Annotated in this window: 21 protein-coding genes; 8 read left to right on the forward strand and 13 right to left on the reverse strand. The window is 55.0% G+C overall.

Annotation, left to right across the window (positions count from 1 at the left end):
• Nucleotides 1–84: 84 nt before the first annotated feature.
• The 4 genes from potA to potD are packed head-to-tail and all read left to right on the forward strand — an operon-like array spanning nt 85 to nt 3,863.
• Nucleotides 85–1,203, forward strand: a complete 1,119-nt coding sequence (gene potA / locus ECL_RS12315) for a spermidine/putrescine ABC transporter ATP-binding protein PotA (RefSeq protein ID WP_013097089.1) — start codon at nt 85–87, stop codon at nt 1,201–1,203.
• Complete coding sequence (gene potB, locus ECL_RS12320) at nt 1,187–2,044, forward strand: spermidine/putrescine ABC transporter permease PotB (protein WP_013097090.1); 858 nt, start codon at nt 1,187–1,189, stop codon at nt 2,042–2,044. The genes potA and potB overlap by 17 nt, the downstream gene beginning before the upstream one ends.
• Nucleotides 2,041–2,832 carry a spermidine/putrescine ABC transporter permease PotC gene (gene potC, locus ECL_RS12325; RefSeq protein ID WP_013097091.1) on the forward strand — a complete coding sequence of 264 codons (792 nt, stop codon included), beginning with the start codon at nt 2,041–2,043 and terminating at the stop codon, nt 2,830–2,832. Before potB ends, potC begins: the two co-directional genes overlap by 4 nt.
• Nucleotides 2,829–3,863: a spermidine/putrescine ABC transporter substrate-binding protein PotD gene (gene potD / locus ECL_RS12330; RefSeq protein ID WP_013097092.1), complete on the forward strand. Its 1,035-nt coding sequence runs from the start codon at nt 2,829–2,831 to the stop codon at nt 3,861–3,863. The genes potC and potD overlap by 4 nt, the downstream gene beginning before the upstream one ends.
• Nucleotides 3,864–3,905: 42 nt before the next feature.
• Here the strand turns inward: potD and ECL_RS12335 are convergent, their stop codons facing one another.
• The 6 genes from ECL_RS12335 to lolC form a co-directional block, all read right to left on the reverse strand.
• Nucleotides 3,906–5,135, reverse strand: a complete 1,230-nt coding sequence (locus ECL_RS12335) for an EAL and HDOD domain-containing protein (RefSeq protein ID WP_013097093.1) — start codon at nt 5,133–5,135, stop codon at nt 3,906–3,908.
• A 226-nt stretch (nt 5,136–5,361) separates the two neighbouring features.
• The gene (cobB, locus tag ECL_RS12340) at nt 5,362–6,183 is read right to left on the reverse strand and encodes a Sir2 family NAD+-dependent deacetylase (RefSeq protein WP_013097094.1); all 822 of its coding nucleotides are present in this window, start codon (nt 6,181–6,183) and stop codon (nt 5,362–5,364) included.
• Nucleotides 6,184–6,197: 14 nt separating this feature from the next.
• Nucleotides 6,198–7,109 (reverse strand): N-acetylglucosamine kinase, encoded by a 912-nt coding sequence (gene nagK / locus ECL_RS12345; protein ID WP_013097095.1) that lies wholly within the window; start codon nt 7,107–7,109, stop codon nt 6,198–6,200.
• 53 nt (nt 7,110–7,162) lie between these two features.
• Nucleotides 7,163–8,407: a lipoprotein-releasing ABC transporter permease subunit LolE gene (lolE, locus tag ECL_RS12350; protein ID WP_013097096.1), complete on the reverse strand. Its 1,245-nt coding sequence runs from the start codon at nt 8,405–8,407 to the stop codon at nt 7,163–7,165.
• Nucleotides 8,407–9,108 (reverse strand): lipoprotein-releasing ABC transporter ATP-binding protein LolD, encoded by a 702-nt coding sequence (lolD, locus tag ECL_RS12355; protein WP_013097097.1) that lies wholly within the window; start codon nt 9,106–9,108, stop codon nt 8,407–8,409. The genes lolE and lolD overlap by 1 nt, the downstream gene beginning before the upstream one ends.
• Complete coding sequence (gene lolC, locus ECL_RS12360; RefSeq protein ID WP_013097098.1) at nt 9,101–10,300, reverse strand: lipoprotein-releasing ABC transporter permease subunit LolC; 1,200 nt, start codon at nt 10,298–10,300, stop codon at nt 9,101–9,103. The genes lolD and lolC overlap by 8 nt, the downstream gene beginning before the upstream one ends.
• A 256-nt stretch (nt 10,301–10,556) precedes the next feature.
• Here lolC and ECL_RS12365 point away from each other — a divergent pair, with 256 nt between their 5' ends.
• The 3 genes from ECL_RS12365 (at nt 10,557) to ldtC (ending at nt 16,340) form a co-directional block, all read left to right on the forward strand.
• On the forward strand, nt 10,557–11,630 hold the full coding sequence (locus ECL_RS12365) for an acyltransferase family protein (protein WP_013097099.1): 1,074 nt from the start codon (nt 10,557–10,559) through the stop codon (nt 11,628–11,630).
• A gap of 149 nt (nt 11,631–11,779) precedes the next feature.
• A complete protein-coding gene (gene mfd / locus ECL_RS12370) occupies nt 11,780–15,226 on the forward strand; it encodes a transcription-repair coupling factor (RefSeq protein ID WP_013097100.1) in 3,447 nt (1,148 codons plus the stop codon).
• A gap of 148 nt (nt 15,227–15,374) precedes the next feature.
• Entirely contained in the window at nt 15,375–16,340 is a 966-nt protein-coding gene (gene ldtC, locus ECL_RS12375) for a L,D-transpeptidase LdtC (RefSeq protein ID WP_013097101.1), read from the forward strand.
• A 73-nt stretch (nt 16,341–16,413) separates the two neighbouring features.
• Here ldtC and bhsA read toward each other — a convergent pair whose 3' ends face one another.
• Nucleotides 16,414–16,671, reverse strand: coding sequence for a multiple stress resistance protein BhsA (gene bhsA, locus ECL_RS12380; protein WP_013097102.1), 258 nt, complete (start codon nt 16,669–16,671; stop codon nt 16,414–16,416).
• A 244-nt stretch (nt 16,672–16,915) separates the two neighbouring features.
• Here bhsA and ECL_RS12385 point away from each other — a divergent pair, with 244 nt between their 5' ends.
• Nucleotides 16,916–17,557, forward strand: coding sequence for a TetR/AcrR family transcriptional regulator (locus tag ECL_RS12385; protein WP_013097103.1), 642 nt, complete (start codon nt 16,916–16,918; stop codon nt 17,555–17,557).
• Between the two features lie 54 nt (nt 17,558–17,611).
• On the opposite strand, the gene ECL_RS12390 is transcribed toward ECL_RS12385, so the two are convergent.
• From ECL_RS12390 to lpoB, 6 genes are all read right to left on the reverse strand, one after another.
• Nucleotides 17,612–18,151 (reverse strand): glycine zipper 2TM domain-containing protein, encoded by a 540-nt coding sequence (locus ECL_RS12390; protein ID WP_013097104.1) that lies wholly within the window; start codon nt 18,149–18,151, stop codon nt 17,612–17,614.
• 193 nt (nt 18,152–18,344) lie between these two features.
• On the reverse strand, nt 18,345–19,649 hold the full coding sequence (locus ECL_RS12395) for an NAD(P)/FAD-dependent oxidoreductase (RefSeq protein ID WP_013097105.1): 1,305 nt from the start codon (nt 19,647–19,649) through the stop codon (nt 18,345–18,347).
• 238 nt (nt 19,650–19,887) lie between these two features.
• On the reverse strand, nt 19,888–20,430 hold the full coding sequence (gene ycfP / locus ECL_RS12400) for an alpha/beta hydrolase YcfP (protein ID WP_013097106.1): 543 nt from the start codon (nt 20,428–20,430) through the stop codon (nt 19,888–19,890).
• A gap of 34 nt (nt 20,431–20,464) precedes the next feature.
• Nucleotides 20,465–21,490, reverse strand: a complete 1,026-nt coding sequence (gene nagZ / locus ECL_RS12405) for a beta-N-acetylhexosaminidase (RefSeq protein ID WP_044158668.1) — start codon at nt 21,488–21,490, stop codon at nt 20,465–20,467.
• 11 nt (nt 21,491–21,501) lie between these two features.
• Complete coding sequence (gene thiK / locus ECL_RS12410) at nt 21,502–22,326, reverse strand: thiamine kinase (RefSeq protein ID WP_013097108.1); 825 nt, start codon at nt 22,324–22,326, stop codon at nt 21,502–21,504.
• Complete coding sequence (gene lpoB, locus ECL_RS12415) at nt 22,307–22,951, reverse strand: penicillin-binding protein activator LpoB (RefSeq protein WP_104668931.1); 645 nt, start codon at nt 22,949–22,951, stop codon at nt 22,307–22,309. Before lpoB ends, thiK begins: the two co-directional genes overlap by 20 nt.
• Nucleotides 22,952–22,956: the final 5 nt, after the last annotated feature.

The following is a 22,956-nucleotide window of genomic DNA, read 5'->3' on the forward strand; positions in this document are numbered from 1 at the left end:
CCTCATTACGAGTCACCAAGGTGGTTACACACAAACCCCGCTTCGGTCTGCTGCCCGGAGCGTCTATATGGGACAGCGCAAAAATTGAATACTCAATCCCGTTCACGTTCACCGCTGGTGCAACTGGAACGAATTCGTAAAAGTTTTGATGGTAAAGATGTCATTTCCGACCTCAATCTGACCATCAATGATGGTGAATTCCTCACGCTGCTTGGCCCTTCTGGCTGCGGCAAGACAACCGTACTGCGCCTTATCGCCGGGCTGGAAAGCGTCGATAGCGGCCATATCCACCTTGAAAAGCAGGACATTACCCAGGTCCCCGCTGAAGATCGTCACGTTAACACCGTTTTTCAAAGCTATGCTTTGTTCCCGCACATGACCGTGTTTGAAAACGTTGCGTTTGGTCTGCGGATGCAAAAAACACCGGCCAGCGAGATCCCGCCGCGCGTGACCGAGGCGCTACGGATGGTACAGCTGGAGGAGTTTGCTCAACGCAAACCGCATCAGCTGTCTGGTGGTCAACAGCAACGTGTGGCCATCGCCCGTGCGGTGGTCAACAAACCGCGTCTGCTTCTGCTGGATGAGTCCCTCTCCGCGCTGGACTACAAACTGCGCAAGCAGATGCAGAACGAGCTTAAGGCCCTGCAGCGTAAGCTCGGCATCACCTTCGTCTTTGTGACGCATGACCAGGAAGAAGCGCTCACCATGTCCGACCGTATCGTGGTGATGCGTGATGGCAAAATCGAGCAGGACGGCACGCCGCGCGAAATCTACGAAGAGCCGAAAAACCTGTTTGTGGCGAGCTTCATTGGCGAGATCAATATCTTCAACGCCACGGTTATCGAGCGTCTGGATGAGCAGCGCGTTCGGGCGAATGTCGAAGGCCGCGAGTGCAATATCACCGTTAACTTTGCCGTTGAGAAGGGACAAAAGCTCAACGTGCTGTTACGCCCGGAAGATCTGCGCGTCGAGGAGATCCACGGCAATGCGCAAGCCGAAGGATTGATCGGCTATATACGCGAGCGTAATTACAAGGGGATGACGCTGGAATCCGTTGTCGAACTGGAAAACGGTAAGATGGTGATGGTCAGCGAGTTCTTTAACGAGGACGACCCGGACTTCGATCATTCGCTCGATCAAAAAATGGTTATTAACTGGGTAGAAAGCTGGGAGGTTGTGCTGGCTGATGAAGAACACAAGTAAATTCCAGAATGTGGTGATTGCCACGATCGTCGGTTGGCTTGTGTTGTTTGTCTTTTTACCCAACCTGATGATCATCGCCACCAGCTTTTTGACCCGCGACGATGCCCACTTTGTGGCGCTGGTCTTTACGCTGGATAACTACTCACGTTTGCTCGATCCGCTCTACTTTGATGTGCTGCTGCACTCATTGAACATGGCGCTGATCGCCACCGTTGCCTGCCTGGTGCTGGGGTATCCCTTCGCGTGGTTCCTGGCGCGTCTGCCACAAAAAATCCGCCCGCTGCTGCTCTTTTTACTGATTGTGCCGTTCTGGACCAACTCCTTAATTCGCATCTACGGGCTGAAAATTTTCCTCAGCACCAAAGGCTATCTGAACGAGTTTCTGCTGTGGCTGGGGGTGATTGATACGCCAATCCGCATTATGTTTACCCCGGGCGCGGTGATTATTGGTCTGGTCTATATCCTGCTGCCGTTTATGGTGATGCCGCTCTACTCCAGCATTGAGAAGCTGGATAAACCGCTGCTGGAAGCGGCCAAAGATCTGGGGGCGAATAAGCTGCAGACCTTTATCCGCATTATCATTCCGCTGACGATGCCCGGCATTATCGCGGGCTGTCTGCTGGTGATGCTTCCGGCGATGGGCTTGTTCTACGTCTCTGACCTGATGGGCGGTGCGAAAAACCTGCTGATCGGAAACGTGATTAAGAGCCAGTTCCTTAACATTCGCGACTGGCCGTTCGGCTCCGCCACCAGCATTACGCTGACGGTGGTGATGGGTCTGATGCTGCTGGTTTACTGGCGCGCGTCGCGGCTGCTGAATAAGAAGGTGGAACTCGAATGATCGGTCGACTGCTTCGCGGCGGTTTTATGACCGCCATTTACGCTTACCTGTATATTCCGATTATCATTTTGATCGTGAACTCGTTTAACAGTTCACGCTTCGGGATCAACTGGCAGGGCTTTACCACTAACTGGTACAGCCTGCTGATGAACAACGACAGCCTGCTCCAGGCCGCGCAGCACTCATTAACGATGGCGATTTTTTCAGCAACGTTCGCCACGCTGATTGGTTCTCTCACCGCCGTGGCACTGTATCGCTACCGCTTTCGCGGTAAACCGTTCGTCAGCGGCATGCTGTTTGTGGTGATGATGTCACCGGATATCGTCATGGCGATTTCTCTGCTGGTACTGTTTATGCTGCTGGGTGTCCAGCTCGGCTTCTGGTCGCTGCTGTTTTCCCACATCACCTTCTGCCTGCCATTTGTGGTGGTGACGGTCTATGCACGCCTGAAAGGCTTTGATGTGCGTATGCTGGAGGCCGCAAAAGATCTCGGCGCCAGCGAGATGACCATTTTGCGCAAAATTATCCTGCCGCTGGCGATGCCCGCCGTCGCGGCCGGGTGGCTGCTCAGCTTCACCCTGTCGATGGATGACGTTGTGGTCTCCTCTTTTGTGACCGGGCCGAGCTATGAAATTCTGCCGTTGAAAATCTATTCGATGGTGAAAGTCGGCGTCTCGCCTGAGGTGAACGCGCTGGCGACCATACTGTTAGTGTTCTCTCTGGTACTGGTGATTGCCAGCCAGATTATTGCTCGTGATAAAACAAAATCTCAGGGGACAATGAAATGAAAAAAATGCTTGCCGCTGCGGCACTGGTGCTCGGAATGGGCGTCGCGCACGCTGATGACAGCAAAACGCTCTACTTCTATAACTGGACTGAGTATGTGCCGCCGGGTCTGCTGGAGCAGTTCACCAAAGAGACGGGCATTAAGGTCATCTACTCTACCTACGAGTCCAATGAAACCATGTACGCCAAGCTTAAAACGTACAAGGACGGCGCGTACGATCTGGTGGTGCCATCGACCTACTTCGTCGACAAGATGCGTAAAGAGGGCATGATCCAGAAGATCGACAAGTCGAAGCTGACCAACTTCAACAACCTCGATCCGCAGATGCTCAACAAACCGTTCGATCCGAACAACGACTACTCCATTCCGTACATCTGGGGTGCGACCGCCATCGGGGTTAACAGCGAAGCAATCGATCCTAAAACCGTCACCCAGTGGGCCGACCTGTGGAAGCCTGAATACAAAGGCAGCCTGCTGTTAACCGACGATGCCCGTGAAGTGTTCCAGGTGGCGCTGCGCAAGCTGGGTTACTCGGGCAACACAACGGACCCGAAAGAGATTGAAGCGGCCTATAACGAGCTGAAAAAACTGATGCCTAACGTGGCGGCGTTCAACTCCGATAACCCGGCGAACCCGTACATGGAAGGAGAAGTGAATCTCGGCATGGTGTGGAACGGCTCTGCATGGGTTGCGCGTCAGGCCGGTACGCCGCTGGAGGTCGTCTGGCCGAAAGAAGGCGGTATCTTCTGGATGGACAGCCTGGCTATTCCTGCGAATGCGAAAAACGTTGACGGTGCCCTGAAGCTCATTAACTTCCTGCTGCGCCCGGACGTGGCGAAGCAGGTTGCCGAGACCATTGGCTACCCAACGCCAAACCTGGCCGCCCGCAAGCTACTGAAGCCTGAAGTGGCGAATGATAAATCCCTCTACCCGGATGCCGACACCATCAGCAAAGGTGAATGGCAAAACGATGTCGGCGATGCGAGCCGTCTGTATGAAGAGTATTACCAGAAATTAAAAGCCGGCCGATAAGGGCCGCAGATGGCCCTTCACGTCGCTACGCCGTGAGGGGCCTTAACCCGCCGCATTTTCCCCCGCCCAGATCGTCGCCGTTCTCATGGCATCGACAACGTCGTCATCCGACAGCCCAAGACCGTTCGCTATCCTGGCCGCCTCCTCCCACTCCTGCTGTTCATAGTGGCGGCACAGCGTCACCATATCGGCTAACACGCCTTCCTGATGACACAGGGCCTGGCTGACAGCCTGCGGCACCGCTATTTGCTTCATCAACTCCGCCATTGGCAATTCAAGCAAGGTATCGAGCAGAGAGAACAGGCCACACATAAACGCGTTTTCCGCCAGCCCCGGCGCAGGCATCTTCTCTGCAATCAGCTCACAGAATTTGCCCCGCATCATGCTCAGAGGATACAGCTCGTCGACGGTGTCGTTGCCAGCACTGGCCAGCACCACCACCGCGACAAAGCGTCGCAGCTGATTTTCCCCCAGATACCTGAGGACTTCGCTGAGCGTTAACTTACTAAAATTGCAGGCACCGACGTGTTTAAACGCCGTGTGTTTCATATAACGCATGATTTTATAGGACAAGGTGAGATCGGTTTTTATTAACGACTCGATGATCCGAAAATCAGGTTTATTCCGCCCTACTTCCATCTGCAGGCGGAAAATCGCCAGTTGATTTTGTGATAAGCGCTTATATTTAATCACTTCAGGACGACAGAAAAAGTAACCCTGAAAAAGCGAAAAACCGGCATCACGATAGCGTTTGAATTCCTCTTTAGTCTCAACTTTTTCAGCGAGATACTTTATATGGCGGGTCAGGTTTTTGCGTGTATGCAGGTAATCCTGAATTTGCGCTAAGGTATAATTTCTGACATCAAATTTAAGTACAGAAATATAGGGTAAAAAGCGATCCCATTCCGGCGCGAGGGTAAAATCATCAAGCGCAAAGCGATATCCGTGCGCATTCATCTCTTTCACGGCCTGCAATAACGCCTCGCCGGGAACGGCATCTTCAAGGATCTCAATGACCACGCTCTCCTTGTCCAGCGCTTCACCGCTGCGGTCGATGACCATTCTGGATGGAAAGTTGATAAACAAGGTCTGTGTCCCGGCGATACGCTGAGACGGTACAGATAAAAAATGGTCGGATATCATTCTGGATGTTGCATATTCTGCCGATACATCCGGAAAACGGTTTGCCATCCCATCCCTGAAAAGCAGTTCATAAGCTACCGTATTCATATCCGGGTTAAAAATGGGTTGTCTCGCAATAAATCCGTACATATCCCATCCTCCTTATCGACGTTATATTTATTAGCATCCTCTTTCTACACCACGATAACGAGCATTATTAAGCACTATTTTGAGTGAATGCACAAAATAATAGCATCCACACTAATTAACAGGGCTTATATTGTGGTTTAGTAAACATCATTAATGGTAATTTCAGCGGACGAGTTTATAAACAAAAAAGCACCCGCTTAACGGGTGCCTTTTCATACTGTCGCTATTACAGACCTTTGAGCAGCTTGTCGACGAACTCGGGTACGACCTCGCTTGCCAGCCCATAGTGCTTCTCTTCAAACTCGCTTCCCACCTGGCTGGGTTCGAGGTTCAGCTCTACGGTATGCGCACCGTGCAGACGCGCTTCGTGAACAAACCCCGCCGCCGGATAGACATGCCCAGAGGTACCGATGGCGATAAACACATCCGCCATGGCCAGCGCGCTGTAAATCTCATCCATCCCCAGCGGCATTTCACCAAACCAGACCACATGCGGACGCAGACGCGAAGGGAACTGGCAGCAGTGACATTTATCCTCAGGCAGCACGTCCTCTTTCCACTCCAGCACCTGGCCGCTCCAGGCACAGCGCACCTTCAGTAGCTCGCCGTGCATGTGGATGATGTTTTTGTTGCCGGCTCGCTCGTGCAGGTTATCGATATTCTGCGTAACCAGCAGAAAACGGTCACCCAGCGCCTCCTCCAGCTTCGCCAGCGCCAGGTGCGCCGGATTAGGCGCTATTTCTGGCTGCTGAAGCTGACGACGGCGGGCATTGTAAAATGCCTGCACAAGATCCGGGTCACGGGCGAAGCCTTCTGGTGTCGCCACATCCTCAACACGGTGCTCTTCCCACAACCCGTCCGCAGCACGGAAGGTTCGAATACCGGACTCGGCAGAGATCCCCGCCCCGGTCAGCACCACCACTCTGGGTTTATCCATCGCTTCTGGCATCATTCTGTCTCTGAAAAAGATCCGCTGGCGCAAGCGCTCACGTAAGCGGCGTTTATTTTTGCGAAAACGGCTGAGTCGACCCTGGCGACGCGACAGCATAGTAACCTCGTAAACTAGTCGGTGAGATGAAGGAATGCGGCTCCGCGCATGCCTCCTGCGTCCCCGTGTCGCGCACGTTCAATACGCGGCACGCGGGCGACTGGCAATAAATGTCGGGGCAGACGCCCGGACAGGTGTTCCGTTATCGCGGTAAAGTTTGATAACCCGCCCCCAATCACCAGCAGATCCGGATCGACTATGGTGAGGATATTTCCCAGACACACCGCCAGCAGATCGAGATAACGTTCAACGTGCTCTCGCGCCTGCGCATCGCCCTGCTCCCACAGGGTAATGATTTGAGGGGCTTCGAGTTTCTGATGATAGAAGTGTTCGTAAAGCCATGCAAACCCACGACCTGACAGGTAGTTCTCAATACAGCCATGCTGACCACAGCCGCAGCGGGTAAGCGGGAAATCGCGTCCCACGACCTCAAGCGCATCTACCGGTAAACGGATATGACCAAACTCTCCCGTGATATAGCTGCGCCCGGTGATCGGTTTGCCATTAATAACAATTCCCCCGCCAACGCCGGTGCCAAGGATCAACCCCATCACCAGCGGATAGTGACGGAATTCATCATCCCAGGCTTCAGAGAGCGCAAAGCAGTTGGCATCGTTATCTAAACGCACGTCGCGTTCAAGGAGAGCAGTGAGATCGGCGCGCAGCGGTTTGCCGCTGGCAGCAGGGACGTTGGCGGCATACAGCGTGCCGTCGTCGGTTTCAGGCATGCCTGGAATACCGATGCCGACGCTGCCTTTTACGCCAAAGCGTTCATCCGCTTGCGCCACCAGCGCGGCAATGGCGGTTAAAAATTCATCGTAGCTTTCGCGCGGCGTGGGAACGCGGGTTTCCCACTGCAGTTTGAGATCGTTATCAAACGCGCCGAGCGCAATTTTGGTGCCGCCAATATCAAATCCGTAATACATAACGCATTCCTCTTTTAACCTGGCGGCCCGTAAGCCGCTAGATCATGACGTAATTACTGGCCACTTAATACCCTCGCCGGATCAATTCGGCTTGCGCGACGCGCCGGATACCAGCTTGCCAGCAGACTCAGTAAAAGTGCTGTAACCAGCACATAAATAACGTCCAGCCAGTGCAATTCAGACGGCAGGAAGTCAATAAAATAGATATCACCCGACAGGAACTGATGGCCGATCAGCTTCTCAATTCCGTTGATGATTGGCGTGAGCTGTAACGACACCACGACGCCAATCACCACCCCGCACAGGCTGCCGAACAGCCCCGCCAACAGACCATACCAGACAAAGATGGCGCGAATAAGACCGTCCTTTGCCCCAAGGGTACGCAGAACCGCGATGTCGCCACTCTTGTCTTTGACCGCCATAACCAGCGTCGAGACGATATTAAAGCACGCCACACCAATCACCAGCACCATCGCCAGATACATGATGGCGCGGATCATCTGGATATCACGATACATATACCCGTAAGTGCCGATCCAGCTTTTGATGTAGACATAGTTATTGGTCACGCTGCCCGCATCACGCACCAGTTTATTGGCATTGAAGACGTCGTTGACCTTAATGGCGATGCCCGTCACGCTGTCGCCCATGTCCAGATACTGACGTGCGTCTTCCAGCGGTACCATTGCAAAGCTGTGATCGAGTTGACCGCTCAGTTGCAGGATCCCGGTGACGTGCAGACGCACGCGCTTAGGCTGCTGCAATTTATGGTCAGCGCTGGCGTTTGGGATCATGATCGACACCCAGTCGCCCTGCTTCACTTTCAGCGCGTCGGCCACACCTTTGCCCATGATGATCTGTTGCTCACCGGCCTTAAAGTTTGCCCACGCGCCGTTCTGCACATATTTCGGCAGCGCGCTCAGACGCGCCTCCTGCGCCGGGTTCACCCCTTTCACCTGGATGGCGCGCAGGTTAACACCGCTTTCCACCAGCCCTGTAAAGTTGATGTAAGGTGCAGCGGCGGCAATGCCCGGCACGTTTTCCACTTTGCTGAGGGCGTCACGCCAGTTGTTCCACGGCTGATTAACCGGTTCAATTTCGCCGTGCGGCACAACGGCCAGAATACGGTTATTCAGCTCACGCTCAAAACCGTTCATGGCGCTTAATCCCACAATCAATACCGCCACGCCGAGCGCAATACCGATGGTGGAGATCACCGAGATAAGGGAGACCATCCCGCCGCGACGACGGCCGCGGCTGAAGCGTAGCCCGATGAGTAACGATAACGGTGAGGCCATTACTCCGCTCCCATCAGAGTCAGTTCAGCGTTCAGATGACCATCACGCATCTCAAGCTGGCGTCCCATCCGTTTTGCCAGCTGCAAATCGTGGGTCACCACCAGAAACGCCGTCCCCTGTGAGGCATTCAGCTCACCCAGAAGCTGGAAAATACTGTCAGCATTGCGCGCATCCAGGTTGCCGGTTGGTTCATCCGCCAGCACCAGACGCGGGTTGTTCACCAGCGCACGGGCAATTGCTACACGCTGACGCTCGCCACCGGACAGCTCAGACGGACGGTGGTCACCGCGATGCCCCAGGCCTACGGCTTTCAGCATGTCGCTGGCACGGGCATTAATTTCTGCCGGTTTCTTTTTACCAATCAGCAAAGGCATCGCCACGTTTTCCAGTGCCGTGAAATCCGGCAACAGGTGGTGGAACTGGTAGATAAAGCCCAGCTCACGGTTACGCAGCTCCGCTTTTGCCGCAGAAGACATTTTGCTCATCGGCTGGCCTGAGAAAATTACGTCGCCACTGGTCGGCGTATCCAGCCCGCCCAGCAGGTGTAATAAGGTACTTTTGCCGGAACCGGAGCTGCCGACAATCGCCATCATCTCGCCTTCGCCCACGCTGAAGCTCACATTGTGCAGCACATCAGTCTGTACAGAGCCTTCCTGATAGCGTTTGGACAGGTTGTCGCATTGCAACAGGATCTTATTCATAACGTAAAGCCTCAGCGGGTTGAGTGGCGGCAGCGCGCCAGGAAGGATAGAGCGTAGAAAGCAGCGCAATGGCCATCGCGGCCAGCGCAATACCGACCACCTGCAGCGGTTCGATAGCAACCGGCAGCGCCGCGCCATCAAGCAGCGCGCCGATGATCGGCATTAAGTTATTCAACTGACTGGCCAGCAGCGCCCCGAGAACGGCCCCGAGTAACGCGCCAATGATCCCGGCGCTGGCCCCCTGCACCATAAAGACGGCCATAATCTGGCGCGGCGTCAGCCCCTGGGTTTGCAGGATGGCAACTTCGCCCTGCTTTTCCATTACCATCAGACCAAGCGAGGTGATGATGTTAAACGCCGCGACCGCGACGATCAGGCTCAGCAGCAGGCCCATCATATTTTTTTCCATACGCACGGCCTGGAACAGTTCGCCTTTACGCTCGCGCCAGTCCTGCCATTTTGTGCCTTCCGGCAAGGTTTGCTGGCTGAGGGTATCGACCTTCAGCGGTGCGTCGAGCCACAGACGCCAGCCGGTAATGTTGCCCACCGGATAACGCATCAGACGCGAAGCATCCTGGATATTCATGAGCATCTGGTAGCCGTCAACTTCGCTGTTGGCGGCAAACGTGCCAATAACCGTGAACAGACGCTGGCTGGGCAAACGTCCCATCGGCGTAAACTGGCTGGCAGACGGCACCATCACGCGCAGCTGGTCGCCACGGTTCACGCCAAGCTGCCCGGCAAGCTGCTCGCCGAGGATGACGTTGTATTTTCCCGCTTCCAGATCGCTTTGCTTCACGTTGACCAGATACGGCGTGAGCGGATCTTTTTGCGCCGGGTCAATCCCCAGCATGACGCCCACCGCCACGCTGCGGGCGCTTTGCAGGACGACATCACCCGTTGTCACCGGCGCAACGCGCGTGACACCCTGTAACTTCGCCGCACTTTCCGGCAGTTGTTGCGGGTTAACGGAACCGTTGGTTGAAGAGAGAATGGCCTGCGGCATCAGCCCCAGGATGTTGTTTTGCAGCTCGCGCTCAAAGCCGTTCATGACGGAAAGCACCGTCACCAGTGCCATCACGCCAAGCGTAATGCCAATAGTCGAAAGCCAGGAGACAAAGCGACCGAAACGGTCCGCGGCGCGCCCACGCATGTAGCGTAAGCCTATGAAGAGTGCGACAGGTTGATACATGAAGTCCGTCTGTTTGCTGATAGCAGACCCACGAGTATATAAGCGAATCCGTTAAGCGTAAATGACTGAAACCGTAAGCTTTGGTAATCATTTTTCTGAAAAATTCAGATAAATCAGAATGCTACTCTTCGAATTATCGCGCCACACCCTCCACCTTTTCCGAAAAACTTCCTGATACAGACTGTTTCCCGTTACATCCCGGCTGCGTTTACCAACAATTGTTCGTTCGTTTATGGCAATAAGGTAGTTGCGAACAATGAAGCAAAAAGCATTATGGATTAACCAGATAAAGGGGCTGTGTATCTGCCTGGTGGTAATCTATCATTCGGTTATCACATTTTATCCCCATCTGACGGGGCTACAACATCCGTTGTCCGGTCTTCTCGCCAAATGCTGGGTCTATTTTAACCTTTATCTCGCGCCCTTCCGTATGCCGGTATTTTTCTTCATATCCGGTTATCTGATCCGTCGTTATATTGACGAGGTGAACTGGCGCACCAGTTTTGACAAACGGATCTGGAGCATTGTCTGGGTCCTTGCGCTGTGGGGCGTATTGCAATGGCAGGCGCTGAGCCACCTCAATGCCTGGCTGGCACCTGAACGTGAGCTGGCCACCTCCTCGAACGCCGCGTATGCCGATTCACTTTCCGGGTTTGCGTGGGGGATGCTCACTGCCAGCACCAGCCTGTGGTATCTGTACGCCCTGGTGGTCTATTTCACGCTATGTAAACTGCTTAGCCGCTGGAAGCTGCCCGTACTGGGGCTGCTGGCACTGGCCAGCATCACGATCAATTTCCTGCCGCTGCCGTGGTGGGGAATGAACAGCGTGGTACGCAATATGATCTACTACAGCCTTGGCGCGTGGTATGGCGCAGAGCTGATGGCCTGGATGAAGGGGCTGAACCTGCGTCGTACCTGGCTGGCGCTGGCCGCTTTTGCTGCGGTCTCCGTGGTACTGTGGTTTGCTAACGTTCCGCTGCTGCTTTCCCTGCTGTCGATCGTGCTGATCATGAAGCTTTTCTATAGCCTCGAGCAGCGTTATGCCGTTCATCCCAGCAACCTGCTTAACGTTATCGGCTCAAACACCATCGCTATATACACCACGCACCGCATCCTGATAGAGGCCTTCAGCCTGTTCCTGATCGGTGAGATGAATGCTGCCTACTGGCCGGTCTGGGCCGAGCTTGCCTTGATCCTGGTCTACCCATTTGCCAGCCTGTTGATCTGCACCCTCGCCGGACTTGGCGTACGCAAAATATCGACGGCACTGTTTGGCGATCTGTTCTTCTCTCCCCCTTCCGCGAGCGCACTGTCTCCGGCAACCCGATAATACCGCCCTCGCCCCCCGTCCGGGGGCGAATCTTCCCGCGTTGCAGTTCAGATTTGCTTATGCAAAACGATCGAGGATAATAAAGACATTGCGTATCAGTGATATGCCCCAATACTGTTGGTATATCCACAGGAGACTCTGACATAGCCATGCCTGAACACTATCGTTATTCCCTGCCTGTTAAAGCGGGCGACCAGCGCCAGCTGGGCGAACTCACTGGCGCTGCGTGCGCCACGCTGGTGGCAGAAATCGCTGAGCGACATCCTGGTCCGGTGGTGCTGGTCGCCCCGGATATGCAAAATGCGCTGCGACTGCATGATGAAATTCGCCAGTTCACCGATAACCTGGTCTTCAGTCTGGCCGACTGGGAAACGCTGCCGTATGACAGCTTCTCCCCGCATCAGGAGATCATCTCCTCGCGCCTGTCGACCCTCTATCAGTTACCGACCATGCAGCGCGGCGTGCTGATCGTTCCGGTCAACACCCTGATGCAGCGCGTCTGTCCTCACAGCTATTTGCACGGCCATGCGCTGGTGATGAAAAAAGGTCAGCGCCTGTCCCGGGACGATCTGCGCGCGCAACTGGACAGCGCCGGATACCGTCATGTCGATCAGGTTATGGAGCACGGGGAATACGCCACGCGCGGTGCGTTGCTCGACCTGTACCCGATGGGCAGCGACCAGCCGTATCGACTGGACTTCTTCGACGATGAGATCGACAGCCTGCGCGTATTCGACGCCGACACGCAGCGCACGCTGGAAGAAGTGGAAGCCATCAATTTATTACCCGCCCATGAATTCCCGACGGACAAAACCGCTATCGAGCTGTTCCGCAGCCAGTGGCGCGACAAGTTCGACGTTAAGCGCGACGCTGAGCATATCTATCAGCAGGTCAGCAAAGGTACGCTTCCTGCCGGGATCGAATACTGGCAGCCGCTGTTCTTTAACGAGCCATTGCCCGCCCTGTTCAGCTACTTCCCGGCGAACACGTTGATTGTGAACACCGGTGATATCGACGCCAGCGCCAGCCGCTTTGAGAGCGAAACCCGCGCGCGCTTTGAAAACCGGGGCGTAGACCCAATGCGTCCGCTGCTGCCGCCTGAAGCGCTGTGGCTGCGCACCGACGAGCTCAACGCCGAACTCAAGCGCTGGCCGCGCGTACAGCTGAAAACCGATACGCTTGCCGATAAAGCTGCCAACACCAACCTTGCATTCCAGAAGCTGCCAGATTTAGCCGTTCAGGCACAGCAGAAATCCCCGCTGGAGAGTCTGCGCAAGTTCCTCGATGCCTTTACCGGCCCGGTTGTCTTCTCCGTTGAGAGTGAAGGCCGCCGTGAAGCGCTGTGCGAACTGCTGGGGCGGATTAAAGTTGCTCCGAAACGCATTTTGCGCCTGAGCGAAGCCACGGGGACGGGGCGTTACCTGATGATCGGTGCCGCCGAGCACGGGTTTATCGATACCCTCAACAACATGGCATTAATCTGTGAAAGCGACCTGCTGGGTGAACGTGTCGCGCGCCGCCGTCAGGACAGCCGTCGCACCATTAACCCGGATACGCTGATCCGCAACCTGGCGGAACTCCATCCGGGCCAGCCGATTGTGCACCTTGAACATGGCGTGGGTCGTTATCAGGGGATGACGACGCTGGAAGCCGGTGGCATCAAAGGTGAATACCTGATGCTGACCTACGCCAACGACGCCAAACTCTACGTGCCGGTCTCATCCCTGCATCTGATCAGCCGCTACGCCGGAGGTGCAGAAGAGAATGCACCATTGCATAAACTGGGCGGCGACGCCTGGGCACGCGCCCGGCAGAAAGCGGCGGAAAAAGTGCGTGATGTGGCGGCCGAGCTGCTGGATATCTATGCCCAACGTGCGGCAAAAGAGGGCTTTGCCTTTAAGCATGATAAAGAGCAGTACCAGCTGTTCTGCGACAGCTTCCCGTTTGAAACCACGCCGGACCAGGCTCAGGCCATCAATGCCGTGTTAAGCGACATGTGTCAGCCGCTGGCAATGGACAGGCTGGTCTGTGGCGATGTCGGCTTCGGGAAAACCGAAGTAGCCATGCGCGCGGCGTTCCTCGCCGTTGAGAATAACAAGCAGGTGGCGGTGCTGGTGCCCACCACCCTGCTCGCTCAGCAGCACTTCGATAACTTCCGCGACCGCTTTGCCAACTGGCCGGTACGCATCGAGATGCTGTCACGTTTTCGCAGTACCAAAGAGCAAACGCAAATCCTGGAGCAGGCCAGAGAGGGTAAGATCGATATTCTGATCGGCACCCACAAACTGCTGCAGAGCGACGTGAAGTGGAAAGATCTGGGGCTGCTGATTGTTGATGAAGAGCACCGTTTCGGGGTACGCCATAAAGAGCGTATTAAAGCGATGCGTGCCGACGTCGATATCCTGACCCTGACTGCAACGCCAATCCCGCGAACCCTGAACATGGCTATGAGCGGCATGCGCGATCTGTCAATTATCGCCACGCCGCCGGCGCGTCGTCTGGCCGTGAAAACCTTTGTGCGCGAATACGACAATCTGGTGGTGCGCGAGGCCATTCTGCGTGAGGTGCTGCGCGGCGGTCAGGTCTATTACCTCTACAACGACGTGGAAAATATCCAGAAAGCGGCAGACCGGCTGGCAGAGCTGGTGCCGGAAGCGCGTATTGCCATCGGTCACGGGCAAATGCGCGAACGCGAACTGGAACGGGTGATGAACGACTTCCACCACCAGCGCTTTAACGTGCTGGTGTGTACGACCATCATTGAGACCGGGATCGATATCCCGACGGCCAACACCATCATCATTGAACGCGCGGATCATTTCGGTCTGGCACAGCTTCATCAACTGCGTGGCCGCGTCGGGCGTTCGCACCATCAGGCCTATGCATGGCTGCTGACGCCGCATCCAAAAGCGATGACCACCGATGCGCAAAAACGTCTGGAAGCGATCGCCTCGCTGGAAGATCTGGGCGCTGGCTTTGCACTGGCGACGCACGACCTGGAGATCCGCGGTGCGGGTGAGCTGTTGGGTGAAGATCAAAGTGGCTCGATGGAAACCATCGGTTTCTCGCTCTACATGGAGTTGCTGGAAAACGCGGTCGATGCCCTCAAGGCCGGACGCGAACCGTCGCTGGAAGATCTTACCAGCCAGCAAACCGAAGTTGAGTTACGCATGCCGTCTCTGCTGCCGGACGATTTCATTCCGGATGTGAACACCCGCCTGTCGTTCTACAAACGTATCGCCAGTGCGAAAAATGAGAACGAGCTGGAAGAGATCAAAGTCGAGCTTATTGACCGCTTTGGCCTGCTCCCGGATGCCGCACGCAACTTGCTGGATATCGCGCGCCTGCGTCAGCAGGCGCAGAAGCTGGGCATCCGTAAGCTTGAGGGCAACGAGAAAGGCGGCGTGATTGAGTTTGCCGAGAAAAACCACGTTAACCCTACGTGGCTCATCGGTTTACTGCAAAAGCAGCCGCAGCATTTCCGCCTGGATGGGCCAACGCGGCTGAAATTTACGCAGGAGCTGACGGAGCGTAAAACCCGTATGGACTGGGTACGCAACTTTATGCGCCAGCTGGAAGAGAACGCGATCGCATAATCTGCTCTGCCCCCGGTTGCGCCATGCTACCGGGGGTAACATTTACAAACTCTTTTCACTTCACCCGATCTTCCCGACAGACCCCTTCGCCATAATTATCACTAACCGTTATAAAACAATCACCCTGTCATTTATATGGATTATAGTGATGATGACCTCTTCGCGTTTCACTCGCTGGATAACCGTGTTAGCGCTGGCCGCAACGGTCGCGGTTGCACTTCCCGCTCGCGCAAACACCTGGCCACTCCCGCCTGCAGGCAGTAAGGTGGTTGGGGAAAACCGTTTTCATGTGGTTGAAAACAATGGTGGATCGCTTGAGGCGATTGCCAAAAAATATAACGTCGGCTTTCTGGCTTTACTGCAGGCCAACCCCGGCGTTGACCCTTATGTCCCGCGCGCTGGCAGCGTGTTAACCATCCCGCTGCAGACGATTTTGCCGGATGCGCCGCGCGAGGGGATCGTGATAAACCTTGCCGAACTGCGTCTTTATTATTACCCGCCCGGTAAAAATGAGGTGAGCGTATACCCTATTGGTATTGGCCAGTTGGGCGGTGACACGCTGACCCCAACGATGATCACCACCGTATCAGACAAGCGTGCAAACCCAACCTGGACGCCAACGGCCAATATTCGTGCCCGCTATAAAGCGCAGGGGATCGATCTCCCCGCCGTTGTACCGGCCGGCCCGGATAACCCAATGGGCCACCATGCCATCCGCCTCGCGGCCTATGGCGGCGTGTACCTGTTACATGGAACGAACGCGGACTTTGGTATTGGCATGCGCGTCAGCTCCGGCTGTATTCGTCTGCGCGATGACGATATCAAAACGCTCTTCAACCTGGTCACGCCGGGCACCAAAGTGAACATCATTAATACCCCGATCAAGGTCTCTGAGGAGCCAGGCGGCGTGCGACTGGTTGAAATTCACCAGCCTTTATCGAAAAACATTGATGACGATCCGCAGACGCTGCCAATCAACCTGAATGCGGCGATGGTGAGTTTTAAAACCGATGCAAGGACGGATGGCATTGTGATGGAGCGGGCAATGGAAGCACGTTCGGGCATGCCGACTGACGTCACACGACATCATGGTGTCGCCCAGCAGTCGATGTAAACCCAAACGCAAAAACGCCCTGCACATGCAGGGCGTTTTTTTAGCAGTGGCATAAATGAGGGTTTAGCCAGGCTTATTTGTAAATAACAGCGGTACCGTGAAGGGTGTTAGGACCGGTTACAGAGGTAATGCGGAACGATTTCGCACCCATCTCATCCGCTTTTTGCGCCAGCTGGTCTTCCAGTGAACCCAGGTTAGTCCCGGCGCTGGCAGAGATGGTCCCTACTTTATGCTGGTCAGCAGGCGTTGACTGGACTTCCACAGCAGCAAAGCTTGCGAAAGAGAGTGAGCTAAGAACAGCAGCGGCGATGAGGGTTTTTACGTTTTTCATGATTTTTACCTTTGGCAGATGAATTTTGAGGTCGCTAGCTATTTAGTTAACGATCGATAGGTAAATGATAGATGTGATCCAGCTCACACGTCAACATGTTTTTATAACGACCATTAAATTAATTTTAATTCCGTTGTTTTTCATACCCATATGATTAATTTATTTTTCAGAAAACAGCACTGGTGGTGAAATGCGTTTATTTTTATAATGGTTATTCAACAAACCAACAGAGGACCAACGGCAAATGACAACCGATGTCACGAGTTGTGCGAAGAAAAGCCGTGGCCGACCAAAAGTGTTCGACAGGGATGCAGCGCTTGATAAGGCCATGACTCTCTTCTGGCAACATGGGTATGAAGCGACTTCGCTTTCCGATCTGGTAGAAGCCACCGGAGCCAAAGCGCCGACGCTGTATGCGGAATTCACGAATAAAGAGGGGTTGTTCAGGGCGGTACTGGACCGATACATCTCTCGCTTCGCATCGCGATACGAAGCACAGCTATTTTGTGAAGAGAAAACGGTTGAGCAGGCACTGCATGACTATTTCACCGCCATCGCCACCTGCTTCACCAGCAAAGAGACGCCCGCGGGCTGTTTTATGATTAACACCTCCGCGACGCTTGCGGCCTCCTCGAAAGAGATCGCCAACACGGTGAAATCGCGTCATGCCATGCAGGAGGAGACGCTCAGCACCTTCCTGGCCCAGCGCCAGCAGCGTGGTGAAATTCCGGCGCATTGCCGCCCTCAGGAATTAGCACAATACCTGAGCTGTATTTTACAGGGGATGTCGATTAGCGCCCGAGAAGGGGCGACGCTGGAAAAACTGCAGCATATCACCGAGACCACCCTGCGACTGTGGCCCGAACTGCTTAAAATACAGGGCTAAAAAAAGCTCCTCAGCCTGAGCGCTTGAGGAGCTAAGTTCAGAGAACATCTTTTTTTACGCTTTGTTATTCAGTACCAGCTGGCCATTTCCATCCAGCGGAATCTGTGTGCCAGGGTCTCTGTCCATACGGATTTTGCCCTGCTGGTCACCAATTTTGTACGTCACGTCATAACCCAGCATTTTTTCCGACTTGTCATAGACGGTTTTACAGCGCTGCTGTGTCGTGGTGTACGTATCGTTATCCTGCATTGCGCCCTGCACCTGGTTACCGGCATAGCCGCCACCCAGCGCACCGACCACGGTCGCCACATCTTTACCACGGCCGCCACCAAACTGGTGACCAATCACCCCGCCTGCCACCGCGCCCAGCACAGAGCCGGCAATACGGTTTTCATCCTGAACCGGACGACGATGGGTGACAGAGACGTTACGGCACTCCTGACGAGGCGTTTTAACTGTTTCTTTAATGGGGGTTGCAGAAACCACCTGCGCATACTGTGGGCCGCGATTCAGTACGTTGAGACTGGCAACGGCAGCCACACCTAACGCAGCAGCGACGCCAATCCCTATACCCGCCAACATTGATTTATTCACGGGACTTCCTCCTTTGTTGCTATTGGTAACAATTTTGCAATGCAGGCTACGCTTCGCCAATAAGACAAAGGCTCAAAAAAATAGCTTTCAGGAGAGTAACAGGGCGTTTAGGAGAACTCTTAAGCACTCAATCTGTGATGAGCAGCATGATATGCTAAAAAATCCCTCCGGAGGGCCCGGAGGGAGAGAAAAATTAGTGCAGCTTCAGACGTGGACGGATCACGCGGTTGATTCGTCCTACCAGCATCATCAACCCGGTTTTGAAGTAGCCGTGCAGCGCAATCTGGTGCATACGGTACAGGGAGATATAGACAAAGCGTGCGATGCGCCCTTCTACCATCATCGAGCCGCGCATCAGGTTCCCCATCAGGCTGCCTACGGTAGAGAAGTTCGACAGCGAAACCAGAGAGCCGTGGTCTTTGTAGACGTAGGCCTTCATTGGCTTGCCTTTGCGCTGTGCCAGAATATTGTGCAGCACCAGGCTTGCCATCTGATGCGCTGCCTGGGCGCGAGGAGGCACGAAACCGCCCTCTGGACGCGCGCATGACGCACAGTCACCAATCGCGAAAATCTCTGGATCGCGCGTGGTTTGCAGCGTCGGCTCGGTCACCAGCTGATTGATACGGTTGGTTTCCAGCCCGCCAATGTCTTTCATGAAATCAGGTGCTTTGATACCCGCCGCCCAGACCATCAGATCCGCTTTGATGTACTCGCCATCTTTGGTGTGCAGGCCACCTTCGTCTGCGCTGGTCACCATCGTCTGGGTGAGAACACGTACGCCCAGTTTGGTCAGTTCGTTATGCGCCGCGCCAGAAATACGTGGAGGCAGCGCAGGCAGAATACGCTCACCTGCCTCAACCAGCGTTACGTTCAGCGCTTCATTGGTTAACCCTTTGTACCCGTAGCTGTGCAGCTGTTTTACCGCATTGTGCAGCTCAGCGGAGAGTTCAACGCCCGTTGCGCCACCGCCTACAATGGCGATATTCACCTTGCCATTCGCACCCATGTTATTGGTGTACTTCAGGAACAGGTTCAGCATTTCCTGGTGGAAACGACGCGCCTGGTGTGGGTTATCCAGGAAAATGCAGTGCTCTTTCACACCCGGGGTGTTGAAATCGTTGGAGGTACTGCCCAGCGCCATGACCAGTGTGTCATAGGCAAGCTTGCGCTCCGGGACCAGCAACTCCCCTTTTTCGTCACGCAGCTCGGCCAGGGTAATGGTTTTGCTCTCACGGTTGATATCCACCACGGAACCCAGCTGGAACTGGAAATGGTGGTTACGTGCGTGCGCCAGATAGCTCAGCGCGTCAACGCCCTCATCCAGTGAACCGGTCGCCACTTCGTGCAGCAACGGTTTCCACAGGTGGCTGTGGTTACGATCCACCAGCGTGATTTTGGCTTTTTTGCCGCGACCCAGCTTCTTACCCAACTGTGTCGCCAGCTCCAGCCCGCCAGCACCACCGCCTACAATCACTATCTTTTTCAATGGCGTAGTCAACGTGACCCCCTCAAATTATTAACCAATTGTTAATTAAAAGTTATAAGAATAACCCTTAATTAACAACAGGTTACAGCACTGAAACCATTCAGGTGCATTGAGAATACCACGTCAGGCGCATTGGTCATACCAAAATTGATGTGCATCAAGTTTTGGTGGCTTAAAAGTAGACAATTCTGTGAAAAAAGAAAGCCCGGCACGCTTTCGCGGCCGGGCCTGGGAGATCTTATGCAGTATCTTAGCCCAGTGTTTTGAAGGCTTTGATGCGCTGCAGATGCGGGGAGATGTTCTTGAACTTGTGGGTCTGTTCTTCGTCCCAGACAATTTCATAGTAGTGATGCAACAGCTCAGCCGCACGGTGGCTGTTGAGAGCCTCATCATTACGCGAAAGGATCACCAGACAGCGGTCGCGGTTCTTTTCACGGAAATTGCTGACGCACTTGGTGGCAATATCGACATACTCTTCTGGGCGGTCAATCTTGCCTTCCATGTTCTCGTTCGGGAACAGGTTAGGATTGAATACCACCTGGCGAATATCGCACAGGAATCCAATCCGCTCCGCCCAGTAGCCACCCAGCCCCACGCCGCAAATCAGCGGGCGATCGTCGATGTTGAGCTGCAGCATCTTGTCCACTTCTTTGAGCAGATGCTGCATGTCATGTTTCGGATGGCGCGTGCTGTAGCTGATCAGCCGTACATCCGGATCGATAAACTGCAGTTGCAGTACCTTCTCATGATTACCAGGACTGTTTGAGTCAAAACCGTGTAAATAGATGATCATCGTCTTCTCACCACGCTACGCCTTCCGGGAGGATTTACAGGCTGGCTTTATGTGCCTGCCAGCGCTCATTCAGTGCTTCAAGCCGGGCGTTAACCGCTTTCCAGCGTGCCGAATCCATCAGCTCCTGACGGCTAAATGAACCTTTATGATACAAATGTGTAACACGCTCTGCATTGATCGGCGACAGGTTATCCAGCACGCTGACTGCGCCTTTACGATTATTGCAGACGAGGATCATATCGCAACCTGCGTCGAGCGACGCCTGCCCACGCTCCGCGTAGCTGCCCATGATCGCCGCCCCTTCCATCGACAAATCGTCGGAGAAGATCACGCCGTTGAAACCGAGTTCCTGACGCAGCACGGTTTTTAACCAGTGCGGAGAACCGCTCGCCGGGCGCGGGTCGACGTCACTGTAAATCACATGCGCAGGCATAATGGCATCCAGCTTGTTATCGCTAATCAGCGAGCGGAACACCGACATATCTTTGGCACGAATTTCCGCCTCCGGGCGCGGATCACGCGGAGTCTCTTTATGCGAATCCGCCGTCACGGCGCCGTGCCCCGGGAAGTGTTTACCGGTGGTTTTCATTCCTGCATCGTGCATGCCGTCGATAAAGCGGGTGGCCATCTCCAGCGCAATACGGGGATCGCTATGGTAAGAGCGCTCGCCAATTGCCGCACTGATATGCCCTACGTCCAGCACCGGGGCAAAACTGATGTCGATATCCATGGCAATCATCTCGCTGGCCATCAGCCAGCCGGCCTCCTGGGCCAGATTTCCGCCCTCTTCGGTGCCGAGCAGCGCCGCGAAAGACTGGGCCGCGGGCAGACGGGTGAAGCCCTCACGGAAACGCTGCACGCGCCCGCCTTCCTGATCGACGGCCACGACCAGATGATTACGCGACGCCGCGCGGATCTGGCGAACCAGCTCACGCAACTGCGCCGGATCGTGATAGTTGCGGGTAAACAGGATGAGCCCCCCCACCAGCGGGTGCGCCAGAATTTCACGCTCCTCCGCATCCAGTTCAAACCCTTCTACATCCAACATGACTGGACCCACAGCAACCTCTCTTATCCTTTAATGTGTAACTGGCGCCAGGCATCATCTGCCAGCGCAATAAATTGTTTCTCGCCGGACTGCTGAAAACGCATTTCAAACCAGCCCGCCATCAGCATGACGACCCAGGGTCGCCAGCGTCTGACCTGACGCGCCAGCTGTCCCGCGTCCAGATGCGCAATGCGGGCGTAATCGCCGATCAGTCTTTGGCGCGCTGTATCATCTTCCACCCAGACGGCCGCCAGCTCCAGTGCCACATCCCCATCACCGGCATACTCCCAGTCGATAAGCCTGATGCCGGTGGACGTATGCACAATATTTCCGGCATGAACATCCATGTGTAATGGCGACAGCCGAAGCGGCTGAGGCTCTCCCGCAGTGCGTAACCGTTTAAGCTGCGCAAGCCACCGTGGGGTACGTCTGTCCGGTGAGGCTCGCTGCCAGTATTGTTCCAGCAAAGGGAGCAGCGTGACTCGCCACCCCAGACACGGCTGATGGTGCAACTGACAGAGCGTCGTCGCAAGCGTTGCGCTGTCAGGCAGCGTATGCCGGATCTCCCCTGCCAGATACTCTACCGCCATCCAGCCCTGTCTGAAAAAGCGCGGGGCTGGCACGAGATCAGCCGGTAGACGCTTCAGGGCACGAAACTGACGGCGAAAATGGGAAACGGGGGCTAAGGGATCGTGGTGATGACGCAACACCAGACGCTGCTCGCCCTGTTCCAGAATGCAACTCGCGCCGCCAAGCCCGGAGTGGGCCTGCGGCGCGATAAGACGATACTGCGGAAAATAACGCGTGAGGATCGCTTCACGCGTGCAGTCAGAGTTGCGTAACCGCACCTTTACCTGACCAGATAATCTCGCCTGTCTGAACCAGCATCAGCTGCATCTGCAGGGCTGGCGTATTCACGTTACCGGTGGCATTAGAGTACAGCACATACTGCGCACCAACGTTACGGGCAATCCCCATCGCCTTACTGCGCGTACCGAGGCTGTCCTGTGGCGACAGACCAAGCTGCTGTTTGGCTACTGCCAGCTGCTGTGCGGAAACCAGCGTAAACTTGCCGTTATTGGCCAGTGCATTGCGCAGGGTTTCTGTCGCTTCCCCGGCATTAAGTGAACCGTTAGTCCGGTTATTTACGCTATCCACCAGCAGTACACTGCCTGCCGTCACGCCCTGCGCCTGCAGCATTTTGCCCACCATCGGTTGCATCGCACCGTTCCAGTCATAATGACGCACGCGCGGCGTTGGCTGGGAGGTCTGGTCCGGATGTTCAATCGGGCCAGGCTGCGACGGGATCGTCGGTACAGACGGCACGGTTGGCTGCGGTTGCGTTGGCTGTGTCGGCTGCTCCGTACCCGGTTTTGCCTCGTCCACCGGCGCAGGCTGTTCGGTTCGCGTCACACATCCTGCAAGGAACAGTGCAAAAGCTGTCACGAGCGCATAACGGCTCATATTTTTAATCAAGG

It is taken from the genome of Enterobacter cloacae subsp. cloacae ATCC 13047, assembly GCF_000025565.1.
Lineage (GTDB): Bacteria > Pseudomonadota > Gammaproteobacteria > Enterobacterales > Enterobacteriaceae > Enterobacter > Enterobacter cloacae.